This is a genomic window from Spirochaetota bacterium (genome assembly GCA_017999915.1).
In the GTDB taxonomy this organism is placed as follows: Bacteria; Spirochaetota; UBA4802; order UBA4802; family UBA5550; genus RBG-16-49-21.
The window spans coordinates 96,712-109,732 of sequence record JAGNKX010000010.1; the positions used below are offsets into that span (position 1 = coordinate 96,712).

Sequence of the window (13,021 nt, forward strand, 5' to 3'; positions counted from 1 at the left end):
GGTTGCGCAACCTCGCCTTCGAAATATCCCTCCCCAAAATCCTCTTGACAAAGCCTTCCATCGGAGAAGACAATGGCGGCCTATGAAAAAGACCTCCCCGTCATCGAACAGTTTTCGTGATTTCGGCAAGCAGTATGTCCCGCTGATCGACGCTTCAATGAAAGAGTATTTCAAGCTCAAGATCAGCGGAGCCGAGATGCCGGATATCCGGGAGATGTACGGGCTCCTGTCCGAGTACTGCATGAGGGACGGGAAACGGGTGAGGCCCCTGGTCCTTCTCGCTTCCTGTTTCGGCTACGGAAGCGTGTGGAACCGGGACGACCTCGTGCGCATGGCCTCGGTGCTGGAAATGATGCACTCGTTCCTCCTCATACAGGACGATATCATCGACCGGTCGGCCCTGCGCCGGGGCGGAAAGAGCCTGCACCTTGTCTGCGATGACAGCTACGGGAAGCGCTCCCACGACGAGGCGATCGGGAGCCACATCGCCCTGATCCTGGGGGACGTCCTGTTCGCCAACGCTCTCGAAATTGTCGGCTCCACCGGCATATCGCCCCGCCTGAAGGACCGTTTCATGAAGAACCTGTCCGCGACTCTGGAGGTCACCGCGTGGGGGCAGACCCTGGACATCCTCCACTCGGCCGCGCGGACATACACCTCAAACAGGGAAACGGCGACGCAGATAGCGATGATGAAAACCGCCTATTACACCGTCTACTACCCGATGCTCATGGGGTACGCCCTGACCGGCAGGGATTCTCCCAGGGAAAAAGAGCGCATCAGGGCCTTCGCGCTTCCCCTGGGGCAGGCCTTCCAGATCAGGGACGACATCCTCGGCGTATTCGGGAAGGAGAATGATACCGGCAAGCCTGCCGATACTGACATCGTCGAGGGCAAGATCACGATCCTGATAAGCAATGCAGCCGAGAGCCTTCGCGGGAAGGACCATGACCTGTTCATCTCCCTTTTCACGAAGAAGCGCAAGCAGAAACGCGATGTAGCCATTATAAGAAAAATGATCGAGCGGAGCGGTTCCCTGGACTCCGCCAGGGAGCGTCTTTGGGAATTCGTGGAACAGTCACGGTGGCGCCTAGCCGACCTTTCCGTGTCCGCCGAATACCATGAGGTCCTCCACGGCCTGGTGGACATGATCGCGGTGCTGTAATCACTATAAATGAACAGAATGAAAGGGGCTCCCTATGTCGGAACAGTTGTTGTCGTTATTTCAATTCAGCGAAGCCGCCGTCCGCATGACGGTTTGGATCATTATATTCGCGGTCATGGCGGTCTGGGAGATCGCCGCTCCCCGGAGGACGCTCGCCGCCGCCAAGGCGAACCGCTGGTTCTCTAACCTGGTAATCGCATTTATCAACGTCGTCCTGGTACGGATTATTTTCCCGGTCGTTCCGGTGGCCCTGGCGGCCCTGGCCGGGGCGAAGGGATGGGGCCTCCTCAACCGGTTTGAGGCCCCTGCCTGGATCGAGTTCATCATCGCCATCGCGCTTCTTGACCTGGCCACCTATCTCCTGCATGTCGTGTATCACGTGCTGCCGCCCCTCTGGCGGCTTCACCTGGTCCATCACGCCGACCTGGACACGGACGTCACCACGGGCCTCCGGTACCACCCGGTGGAAATCGTTCTCTCGCTCCTGGTCAGGCTGTCGGTCGTGTCGGTGATCGGTCCCGATCCCGCGGCCGTGGCCGTCTACGAGATCGTCCTGGGCGGCATGGTCATGTTCGACCATGGCAACGTGCGCATTCCCGCAGGGATCGACGCCGTTCTTCGCCATATCGCCGTGACGCCGGACATGCACCGGGTACATCATTCAGCTGCCGTAGCCGAGACCAACAGCAATTTCGGATTTGTCCTGTCCTGGTGGGACCGTCTTCTCGGCACCTACCGCGTAGAGCCGGCGGCGGGCCACGAGGCCATGACCATCGGCCTCGGGCGTTACCGCGACGCGGCCGGGCTTTCTCTGCCGAAGCTCATTATCCTGCCGGTAACGGCAGATACCGGCGGGTATGATATTAACCGGCGCGGCCCCGAAGAGGCGGACGCCGATTAAGGATATGGCTGCATCGGATAGAGGAGCGGGGTCCTCCTTTATCTGGCCAGAATGGTTCCCCTCTTGTCCTTGTACTGATCCGGAAAAGAGAGCTTGCCGTCGTCCATCAATAAAAAGAATACGGGATAATCATCGGGCTTGCTGTTCTTCATCCAGATGATGTTCTTGTACTGCAGTATCTCCCCCGAGGCTTTCTCCGCGAGGTTCTTTCCGTCTTTCTTGAACATCATCTCGTTCTGCGTTACGTTGAATTTCCCGTCGGGGGAGCATTTGTACACGATGAGCCGTCCTCCCAGGACCGTGCGTATCTCCCGGAATTTCCACCGCTCCGGCCCGGTGAAGTTCGCCGGAAAGGCCAGGAAGTGATCGAATACCCATCCCTGGACGACTATGTTCGTGGTATCCTGCACGAAGGCCCATTTTCCCTTCATCCCGCCGATGGTTTCCTCGCCAGGCTTGATATGGAGAACCGTGACCTTCCTGCTCACCGGGAGCTGGCAGATAACTTTGGATGTTACCACCGGGCGGTTTCGGAGATTGACCACGTTGCCGGTGATCAGCGCGAAGCGCTGGTATACGGTTTCAAATTGCCCCTTGACGCACTGACCCGAGAGGCACCCCTTTCCCAGCTTCGGGACCTCCACCTCCTGCGAAGAGCTTCCCGATTTCGAGCAGGCCGCAGGCAGCATCAGCATTATGATTAATACGAGATATATCGACGAAAGCATTGATCTCATGTTGGTGTCTCCATGATATGGCTGTGATTTTCAGCAAAAGTAAAAAATCGAATGTTTAATGTCAAGAGTTTCGTCAAGGATGGTGTCGTTTTGGACATCCTTTTAGGATCGGGGGCATCAACATAAAAAGCCCCCTCGCGGGAGGGGGCTTTTTGCATCCTTATATGAAAGCGATTATGCCATGCTATTTGACATTGGGATCTTTGGGCGTGATCCACTTGATCAGCTCGGCTATGTCTTTTTCCTTGGGAAAGGTCTGGATCATCTCCTTCTCGTCGTCGACGTTGCCGTAGACCACCTCGTTGGCGAGCTTGCCGATAAGGCTTTCGATGTCCTTGTCGGTATTCTTGTAGATGAAGATGAGGTCCGAGCCTGACTTGTAGCCCCAGTTGAACCCGTCCTTGGCCGTAACGGTAAATGTCTCGGTTACGCCGTCGCCGTCGGAGTCTTCGCAGGCGTAGATCGTGCCGTCATAGGCCCGGGCTTTGACAAAGGTATAGTATTTGTCATTATATTTTCCTATATCTTCTATGTAGATGGGACGGGGAAGGGGCTTTCGATTGATGAAGATGTCGGCCTCTTTCCGGTTTCTCAGGATCTGGTGCAGCTTGTCAACGTGCTCCTTTATGAACTTGTCCCGTATCGATTTGTAAAATGTGCCGAAGTTGGAGGTTACGAATTCCTCGTTGGAATTTTTCATGATCAGGGTGCGGCGGTCGTAGATCTCGATAAAATCCGGCTTGGTGTTTATCTTGTTGGGCCAGACAATATCAAAATCGTTTTCGCTGTTCTCGTTGCGCATCGCGGATTTCCATCTCCGAATCTTGGCCTCGTAGAGGTCTTCATATCCGTCAACAAGAAGGAACATCTTCCGGTCCTTGATGACCAGGAGGGATTCAAAGGAGTTATCCCTGAGAATATCGATGTTTTTTTCGATATGCTGGAAGGCCACCCGGTCATTGTCATAGCTCGAAACCTTCATGGGGTTTATCGGGGAAAAATCAAAATCGCGTGAAAACAGGCTTATCGCGCCAAGCATGACTATGATAAAGATACCGGCCGTGATGAATTTCCATTGTTTTTGTAATTTCATAGTAACACCGTTATGTATAATTTCCGGAAATACTCGTTTATTTGGAATAAATATCGGTATTATGGATATTTTTCTTGAATATTAAGTTATTATTACTGGAATAATAAATGGCCCCGGCAGGCCTGGCGGCCGGAAAAAAAGGCTCGGCGGAATTGAAAAATCTTGACAACAGGCGCCTTTCCACGGTACATCTTACCATTGAAATCAATGTGTCACTTCACTTGAGCATCCTCATAAGCATAATCGGGCATCCGGCAAGCGGTTTTCTGCAACTGCCCGGTCATGGCGTATAGAGGGCCTGTAATATAGAGAAAAACCGTTGCCTCAATGGACATGTGACACACCTCCCGCAATTTCTGTTTTAGGAAGAGGAACCGTCATGAAGAAAATAACATTGCTGACCCTGACCATGGTCATCATCGCGTTATCCGGATGCGATATCAATAAAAAGCAGATACGCACCGATCAGGACCGTAAAACGGGGGACCGCAAGACAGAAGATCGTAAAACAGATGATCGCAAAGCCTCTGAGGACGTGGACGCCCGGAAAGGAAAAAAAGATGTCAAGGCCGAGAAGGGGATTCCCTGGAACGGCGGCAGGTACGTGGGCGAAACGAGAAAGGGGAAGCCCCATGGCAAGGGGGTCCTGTATATCCTGGATAAAGACGGCAATGTCATCAAGACGATAGAAGGCACCTTTGAAAACGGCGTGCCCGTTGGCGAGGTCGTCGTGTCGGAATTCGACTCGAAGGGAAGGCTCATCAGCAAGTACACGGGAACGTTAAAGAACGGGAACTTTGACAGGGGCACCCTGGTGACCTATCATGAAAACGGAAAGGTCGCCAGCGCCTACACCGGGACTTTCCGGGACAACAAGCCCCATGGCGACGGCGCCCTGAAAACCTACGATGAGCGGGGCGTCCTCCGGAGCGAATATACGGGCGAATTTGAGAACGGCAAGCCCGACGGCAAGGGGACCCTTATTACCTATGATAAGGACGGGAAGATCGTTTCAAAGATCGTCGGCACTTTTTATGAGGGAAGGCCCAGCGGTCCCGCAGACGTGTACACCTATGATAAGGACGGCAGGCTTCTCAGCAAGATATCGGGGAGATACCTGAACGGCACGGTCAACGGCGAGGCCACCATCATCACCTATGACAAGGACGGCAAGGAGAAGACCAAGTACACCGGCAGGGTGAAAGACGGCAAGCCCGACGGGGAAGGGACCCTCATCACCTACGACAGGAACGGGAATATCGTGAGCAAGTATACCGGCTCTTTCAAGGACGGCAAGCCCGACGGCGATGGAAAGCTGGTCAAGTATAACAAGGACGGCGCGATCATGGAGGAGTACACGGGCCAGTTCAAGGACGGCAAGCCCGAAGGCGACGGCGTCCTCGTCACCTATAACGATAAGGGCGTGATGACGAGCAAGTATGAAGGAAAGTTCAAGGACGGCTTGAAGCACGGCGACGGCACCCTCTACACCTATGACGAGAACGGCAGGCTCATAAAGAAATACGTGGGCGAGTTCAGCAAGGGGGTGCGCGACGGCCAGGGCTCCGAGTTCGTCTATAACGATAAGGGGAAGGTGATACGCAAGTACCTCGGCATGTATCTCAACGACAGGGAGACCGGCGAGGCGTCGATCCTGACCTATGACGATGACGGGAACCTGGTGTCCCATTATCTCGGACAGGTCATCGACGGCAAGCCCAACGGCGACGGCACCCTCCTCACCTATGACAGGGACGGCAGGCTCAAGACGAAATACATCGGCCAGTTTCTTGACGGCAAGCCCCACGGCGACGGCTCCCTCTTCGTCTACGACGAGAAGGGTAACATCGTCAGCAGGTTCTATGCCAGCTGGAGCTACGGCGTCATGATGAAGGAGAAGAAGCTCACCGTCGGCGAAGGCGATTCCTACACCGGCGACTGGAAGAACGGGCAGAAGCACGGTTTCGGCACCTACACATGGGGCAAGAGGTCCGAATGGTTCGGCGCCAAGTATGTCGGCCAGTTCGAGAATGACCGGCGGAGCGGCCAGGGGTCCCTCATACTTCCCTCGGGGGACAAGTATGTGGGAGAATTCAAGGACGGCAGGATACACGGCAAGGGCGTCTGGTTCTACATTGACGGCTCACGCTATTTCGGCCGCTTCAAGGAAGGGGAGCGCGACGGCCGGGGAACGAAGATATGGGCAGACGGCATGAAGTATGTCAGCGACCTGGACAGCTACTATCACAGCCAGAAGAACGCTTACTGGCCCAACGAAAAGAAATACATCATGAAAGAATGCCCCGAGAAGAACAAGAGCGGCAAGGGAACCTTCGTGTGGGAAGAGGACGAGGAGTACGATGATTCCCGGGAAGACGGGAAATAGCGATACGCCATGTCCCTGAGAATCAAGGTCATTGCGGCGGGGGCCGTTTTCCTGGTCATCGGCCTGTTCCTCTATTTTACGCTTCGCTTCACCAATGTCGAAAACGAGCGGCTCGGTTCGCTCGTAAGGACCACCAACAGCATCGTCGGTGAATACCGCGACCTGGAAAAGCGCCTGGCCGCCGAGAACAGGGTGCCGGCCCCGGGGGACCTTTCCGGCTTTCTCGAATCGGCCCACAGGAAATACCGCCAGGTCGCCCTGATGGCCGTCACGGACAGGACCCTGTCGGTCCGTCTCTCCAGCAAGAATGACCGTTACATACACACCGTCGACCTCTTTGAAGCCATTTTAAAGGATTTCACCCAGGACAAGTTCAACATTACAAAGGACAATCCCTACGTTGTCCGGTATTACGATGAAAAGACGGCGCGAGGCGTGGAGCAGCTCCGGTTCTATGTCTTTCTCACGAGGATCGGCGGATACCGCCTTCTCGTGGTCTATCCCCATGCCGTGGGCGGCACGGTCATCACCAGGTCCGTTCTGGAAGTGTCTCTGCTGGTATTATTGATCGTTATCATTACCGCCGCGGCGTATATAATGGCCTCGAAAAAGCCGACGCAGCAGGGCAGTGACGAAGGCCGAATCATTGACCTGAGCCTCCAGGGCGGCCCCCCGTCCTCCGGCGACACGGCGCTGCCCAATGAAACAGCCAGCGTTGTTTCAGACGGGCTCAGCGGCTACATCCACGATCTCTTCAAGGCCATAAACGCTTCCTGTGACACCGATGCCGTTTCATTGTATATCTTCCATTACTCCGGAAAGCTGGTCAAAACAATGGAGCTTACGGGCAGCACCTTCCTCCGGATCGATTCAGTCAGCTTCGATACCATTGACGTGGACAACGAGGCCGGCCGGGAGCTGCGCGGCGGCGCCTCCATGGTCCTTGAGGAGGGGCGGACGATAATCATACCCCTTGTTTACAATGAAGCGTTCCTGGGGGTCGTGAAGATGACACGGCGGGACGGCCTCCAGGGCAGTCAGATGCGCGATGCCAGGTCGGCCGTGACCGGCGTATTGAAGAACATCCACGATTATATCATGGTCAATGACGTGATGACCGATGCCGGGACCGGTCTTCATAGCAAAATATACTGCAACCTGAAATACAATGAGTGCCTCAAGGCGTGGAGCGGCAAAGGCAAGGATTTCTCCATCCTTTATATCCTGCTCTGTGACGCCTTTGAACGGCTCGGGGACGCGGAGAAGAACGGCATTATCAAGCTGATCGGGCCGGCCGCGGCTGATATCATCGGCAATGACGGATACCTGTGCCGTCATGACAATTATCTCGCCCTCATCATGCCTGATGTCAACGCGCGGAAAGCAAAGGCAGTGGAGAGGCGCCTGAAAAGTTCACTGGATACGTTCCGGATCAAGATTACCGATGATACGGTCGTGAAGATCGATGCCAGGATCGGCCTTGCGTCATCAGATACCGCCAGCCCGGGGGAGGATCCTGCCGCCCTGGCGATGCGGCAGGTGACCGGATCGACAGGCCCATGATCGCGCGCCTTCTCGTTGTTTTTCTGGAACAACAGCTCCTTGTTTTTTGTTACTGCCGATGTAAATCTAAAAGAATTTTTTATTATTTTGTTGACATATAAGTCCTAAATTAAAATATATAATTCAATTAAAAAACGGCAATGCCACAGCCGTTGGTGTTTAATCAAAACCAATTTTTACCTTACTTAAAGATATACAAAAAGGAGAAGCTTGGTGAAACGGACAATACTTCTTATCGGGATCCCCTTTATCGTGTGTTTTTATTCCACCTATATTGTTTCCCAGATTGGATGCAATTATGCAATGGCAAACCATCCTGAGAAATCGGTCTACTTTAACCACAAAACCCACCTTACCAAGTATATGCCGGCGAACGGTATGTCGAAAGATGACTGCGAGACATGCCACGGGTATTATGAGAACGGCAGGTTCAAGGGCCTTCCCACGGTCGCGGAGTGTAAATCGTGCCACGATCCGAAAGGACCGGATAAGAACGCCGGTCCGGAGACCGCTCTGCGGAAACCCATGCTGGATAAATACAAGGATACCGATAAGCCCTGGGGCTCCTACGCCAAGCAGCCTGACCTTGCTTATTTCAGCCATAAGGTCGTCATGACGGCGCAATACGAGGACGGCAGGAAGAAGGCCCGCTGCGGATCGTGCCACGGCGACAAGGCGGACTCTACCAACATGGCCATGATAAAAGGAAAAATGCCGATGGGTCAATGCGAGGATTGCCATACCGCCCTCAACATCAGCAACAAGTGCGCGGTCTGCCACGACTGATATTCCGATACCATGAAACTTGCCAGAGGAGATGAATAATCCATGAAAAAAATAGAAAGAAAAGATTTCATAATGATGGGCGGCGGCGCCGTCGTCGGCGGTCTCACCGGATACGTCTTTTCCGGGGCTCCCTTTCTCGGTCTGCAGTGGCTCGTCGAGTGGACCCAGGACCAGTACGTGCCGGTTCCCGGCAGGGAAGCGTACCTGAAAACGATCTGCGACGCGTGCCGCGAAAAATGCGAGATGTCCATCCGCATGATAGGCGACCGGGCCGTTAAAATTGAATCATCGAACAGCGGTTGTCCCTTCAGCCAGAACGCGCTCCAGCTTCTGTACCATTCGGAAAGGATCGACGCGCCCCTGAAGAGGACGGGGAAGAAAGGGACTGTGAAGCCTTCGGCCTTCGAAAAGGTGACCTGGGAAGAGGCCCTGACGGCGGTCGCGAAGAAAATGAACAGCCTGGTAGCCGCGAAAAAGGGCGGCCTCATAGCCGGCATCAGCAAGAACGAGAATCTCACCGCCGCGCTCCTCAACAGGCTGATCAAATCGGCCGGCAGCGGCAACTCATACTATGAGCCCTCGCTGGCCTCCCTCTCCCAGGCCGCGCTGGGCGGTTTCGTAGACTACGATTTCAGCAATGCTGATTATATACTGAGCTTCGGCGCCCGCCTCTTTGAAGGCTGGGGAACGGCCTGCGTGATGAACAAAGCCCTCGTCGATATGAAACAGAAAGGCGCGAAGCTGGTCCAGGCCGACGCGGTCTGCACCCGGACGGCCTCTCTGGCCGACCAGTGGCTCCCCGTCAAGCCGGGGACCGAGCTGATCCTTGCGATGGGCATAGCCAACTGTCTCAAGAAGAAAGGCCGGGCTGCCGGCGGCGGCGACTGGATGGCCGTCGTCGACGCGTACACCCCGGATAAGGTCGCGGCCCTTACGGGGCTCAAGGCTAAGCAGATCGAGGACGTGGCCAACGCCTTTGCCGCGGCCAGGAGCCCCATCGCGGTCGCCGGACGCGGCGGCGCCGGCGTTTCCTCGTCGGCCGCGGAGCTCATGGCCGTGTACGCCCTGAACGCCATGGTGGGCGCCCGCGGGGCCCAGCTTAAAAAGATCCAGGGCCTTGGCGAGCCGGCCCTTGGAGCCGATGCGGCTGCGATCCTGAAAGACGCTAAAAAGTTTGCCGGCCTTGACGATTTCATCAAGAACGGCAATTTCGAAATGCTCTTCATAAACGAGGCTGATCCCGTGTACAAGAGCGTATACGGCGCGGACCTTGCCACGAAGATGGAGAAGGCCTTTGTCGTGGGAATCATGCCCCTCCTGAACGACACGGCCATGTATGCCGATTATATCTTCCCGTCCCTGAGCTTCCTCGAGTCCGAAAGCGCGGCCGGCGCGGCCCCGGTGAAGGCCTATGAAAAAGCGATCCATGCCGGGGACGCCATCATCAAGCTGGCCCAGAAGGTCGACGGCGCGAAGGCCAACTTCAACTGGAACGGCTATGTTGATCTGGTCAAGACTTACGGCGGCGCGGCAGGCGCCGGCGCCGTGAACTTTAACGCCAAGGTCCTGAAGGACACCCTCGCGGCACTTGAAAAAACGCTCAAGGCGACCGCGGAATTCCCCGTCGCGCTCATCCCGACGGAAGTGACCTTCGTGGGAGACGGCGACGGATTGGCCTTCCCTTACGTGCTCAAGGCCATCGACGACAAAACCTACTCCGAAGGCAAGCTCTGGGTCATGATAAACAGAGAGACGGCCGATAAGCAGGGCGTCAGCGAAGGAGAGCGGATTGACATCGAATCTTCACGTGGCGAGATCGGCAGCGTCAAGGCCCACCTCACCGATATAGTGGCGCCTGATACGATAGCGATTCCCCTGGGGTTCGGCCACAAGGCCTATACCAAGTACGCGAAGAAGAAAGGCGTCAATCCCAAGGAAATCATGGCGAGTGACATCGATCCCCTGACCGGGGCCGCGAACTGGTGGCTCACCAGGGTCAAAATCAGCTAAGAGGTGGATACCAACATGAAAATGAAAAGAAGATGGGGAATGGCTATAGATCTGGACAAGTGCACGGGCTGCGGCACATGCACCATCGCCTGTTCTCAAGAAAACAATTTGCCTCTGTTCGAGGATGATTCCGACCTGGTGAAGCGCGTTCAGTTCATGGACCTGATGAAGGTCACCAACGACCGCGATGCCAAGTACCCCAATGTCGAGGTCTGCTATATACCGAAGATGTGCCAGCACTGCGACGGGAACGATCCGAAAAACCCGAAGCCGCCCTGCGTGTCGGTATGCCCGGTCGTGGCAACCGACGTCGGAGATGACGGCGTTGTCAGCCAGGTCTGGTCGCGCTGCATCGGATGCCGGTACTGCCAGGCCTCATGTCCCTACGAGGCCCGGGCCTTCAACTGGTGGAAACCGAGACACGAGGGCTCCTTCAAGAATTCATTGAATACCGACGTATCAGTGCCGTCGCGCGGAACCGTCATCAAGTGCCAGTTCTGCAGCCATATCTGGAAGCGCGAGCGCGACAAGGCTGCGGCCAAGGGCGAGCTTGACATCAACGCCGTCACCTACACGCCGGCCTGCGTCGCCTCCTGCCCGACCAAGGCTATGGTCTTCGGCGACCTGGATGATCCGAACTCGGAAATCAGCCAGCTTCTTGAAAAGGAAAAGAAGCGGAAGTTCCGCCTTGTCCACACAATTGACGACAAGGACGAGAAGACGAAAGAAAAGATGATGCATATCAAGAATTTCCCCAATCCGAAGGTCTACTACCTCACCAGCAAGGCCTGGATCAAGGAAATGATGAAATTCAAATAGACTCCGATATTCAGGTAAAGGAGAAAAACAGTGGGTAAACTTATAGGTTATATCAAGCAATACATAGAATTCGTCAAGAAGGAATGGAACAGCTATTCGAAGAACGTGAAGATAGCCCTCTACATCATGCTGTTTTTCACGGCCGGTTTTGCCATCTTCGGCGTGCAGATCCTTTTCTGGGGATTGGGCTACACCGACATGAGCAACATGTATCCCTTCGGCCAATGGATCATCGGTGACCTGGGACTGGTCGGTCTGGGCGGCGGCGCCTTCACCAGCGGTTTCATACTCTATATTTTAAGGAATGACAAGCTGGAGCCGATGATCAACTCCTCGGTCCTCATCGGTTTTCTCTGCTACCTGTTCACGCTGGTCTTCCTGGTGTTTGACATTGGCCAGCCTCTCCGGGCATGGTTCGGATACGCCTACCCCAACTGGGGACCCGGCCTGATGCCTATCTCGATGCTGACTGAAGTTGTCTGGTGCCTCACCTTTTACTTCATGATCCTCTGCGTTGAGCTGATCCCGGTGGTCCTGAAGCACAAGGTCCTCGACGCGATACCGGCCCTTCACTATATCGGCCACTATCTCCACCGCCTGATGTGGATCTTTGCCGCGGCCGGAACCTTCCTGTCATGCTTTCACCAGGGGTCCCTGGGCGGCGGGATGTGGGATATCATGTATGGTAAGGCATCGTGGTTCCGGGCCCACCATATTTACTTCTTTGTCGTAATAATCGGCGCAACTGCGGGCGGCACCGCGTTCATGACGCTCTGCGCTTATATAGCCGGAAAGGTAATGAAGAAGGAAGTTCTTCCCAAGGAAACCTTCTATTCGATAGCCAAGGTCTCCGGCACAATGATGGTATTCTACCTGATCGCCCGGGTGGTCGATGTCAGCCTCATGGCCGCCAAGTGGACCCCGCTCTTCGACCGGAGTTTTTCCAGCCTGCTGGGCGGATACTACGGCTGGTGGATACTTGTCCTGGAGTTCCTGCTGATCGCAACCGCTATCGCGATGCTTCTGGTAAAGAAGAACCGCGAGCAGGAAAAGACATTCCTTATCGGCATAGCCAGCGGGGCCGGCGCCTTGTTCATGAACAAGCTGTTCGTCGTGCTGAACGGCTCTTCTGTTCCGAATTTTCCCTGGAAGGGGTTTATCGGTTACAATCCGACAATCCAGGAGTGGTTCGTTATGCTGGGCGGCATATCGGTCATGATACTGATCTACATGTGGTTCGCCAAGTATACGCCGCTCTTCCCCCATGCCGCACACCAGGACCATGCCGGGGGAGAAGGCCACGCAGCTGAATAAGCGCAACGGTTGAAATGGCAATAACGGAAAACGGCGGTGCGAATCGCCGTTTTTTCATGCCCTGAAGGCCGTGCCGCATATTCTGAAGGCGGGGTCACGTGACCCCGCCTTCAGAATGAACCGAAACGCGACAACCGTCTGCCTGGACGGTGCGCCCGGCGTTGTTTAAAAAATCGCGCAATTAATCTTCTGCATAGTGCTTGACAGTATGACGATAATGATATTGAATTATTTCAAATCTTCCTTC

The 13,021-nt window shown here is 55.0% G+C and carries 11 protein-coding genes; 9 read left to right on the forward strand and 2 right to left on the reverse strand.

Annotated elements, in window-relative coordinates; all coding sequences use genetic code 11:
• Positions 1-82 precede the first annotated feature (82 nt).
• Together KA369_15185 and KA369_15190 are read left to right on the forward strand one after the other, a co-directional pair.
• Complete coding sequence (locus tag KA369_15185) at positions 83-1,165, forward strand: polyprenyl synthetase family protein (protein MBP7737322.1); 1,083 nt, start codon at positions 83-85, stop codon at positions 1,163-1,165.
• A 34-nt stretch (positions 1,166-1,199) separates the two neighbouring features.
• The gene (locus KA369_15190; GenBank protein MBP7737323.1) at positions 1,200-2,066 is read left to right on the forward strand and encodes a sterol desaturase family protein; all 867 of its coding nucleotides are present in this window, start codon (positions 1,200-1,202) and stop codon (positions 2,064-2,066) included.
• A gap of 38 nt (positions 2,067-2,104) precedes the next feature.
• Here the strand turns inward: KA369_15190 and KA369_15195 are convergent, their stop codons facing one another.
• Entirely contained in the window at positions 2,105-2,803 is a 699-nt protein-coding gene (locus KA369_15195; GenBank protein MBP7737324.1) for an SH3 domain-containing protein, read from the reverse strand.
• 184 nt (positions 2,804-2,987) lie between these two features.
• Positions 2,988-3,896, reverse strand: coding sequence for a hypothetical protein (locus tag KA369_15200; GenBank protein MBP7737325.1), 909 nt, complete (start codon positions 3,894-3,896; stop codon positions 2,988-2,990).
• A 107-nt stretch (positions 3,897-4,003) separates the two neighbouring features.
• Here KA369_15200 and KA369_15205 point away from each other — a divergent pair, with 107 nt between their 5' ends.
• The 7 genes from KA369_15205 to nrfD all read left to right on the forward strand — a co-directional run bounded on the left by KA369_15205 (position 4,004) and on the right by nrfD (position 12,774).
• Positions 4,004-4,189, forward strand: coding sequence for a hypothetical protein (locus tag KA369_15205; protein ID MBP7737326.1), 186 nt, complete (start codon positions 4,004-4,006; stop codon positions 4,187-4,189).
• A gap of 86 nt (positions 4,190-4,275) precedes the next feature.
• A complete protein-coding gene (locus KA369_15210) occupies positions 4,276-6,282 on the forward strand; it encodes a hypothetical protein (GenBank protein MBP7737327.1) in 2,007 nt (668 codons plus the stop codon).
• Between the two features lie 9 nt (positions 6,283-6,291).
• Entirely contained in the window at positions 6,292-7,845 is a 1,554-nt protein-coding gene (locus KA369_15215) for a diguanylate cyclase (GenBank protein MBP7737328.1), read from the forward strand.
• A 213-nt stretch (positions 7,846-8,058) separates the two neighbouring features.
• Positions 8,059-8,631, forward strand: coding sequence for a hypothetical protein (locus KA369_15220; protein MBP7737329.1), 573 nt, complete (start codon positions 8,059-8,061; stop codon positions 8,629-8,631).
• A 42-nt stretch (positions 8,632-8,673) separates the two neighbouring features.
• Positions 8,674-10,641: a molybdopterin-dependent oxidoreductase gene (locus tag KA369_15225; protein MBP7737330.1), complete on the forward strand. Its 1,968-nt coding sequence runs from the start codon at positions 8,674-8,676 to the stop codon at positions 10,639-10,641.
• A gap of 39 nt (positions 10,642-10,680) precedes the next feature.
• The gene (locus KA369_15230) at positions 10,681-11,460 is read left to right on the forward strand and encodes a 4Fe-4S dicluster domain-containing protein (protein ID MBP7737331.1); all 780 of its coding nucleotides are present in this window, start codon (positions 10,681-10,683) and stop codon (positions 11,458-11,460) included.
• A gap of 30 nt (positions 11,461-11,490) precedes the next feature.
• Positions 11,491-12,774, forward strand: a complete 1,284-nt coding sequence (nrfD, locus tag KA369_15235; GenBank protein MBP7737332.1) for a polysulfide reductase NrfD — start codon at positions 11,491-11,493, stop codon at positions 12,772-12,774.
• Positions 12,775-13,021: the final 247 nt, after the last annotated feature.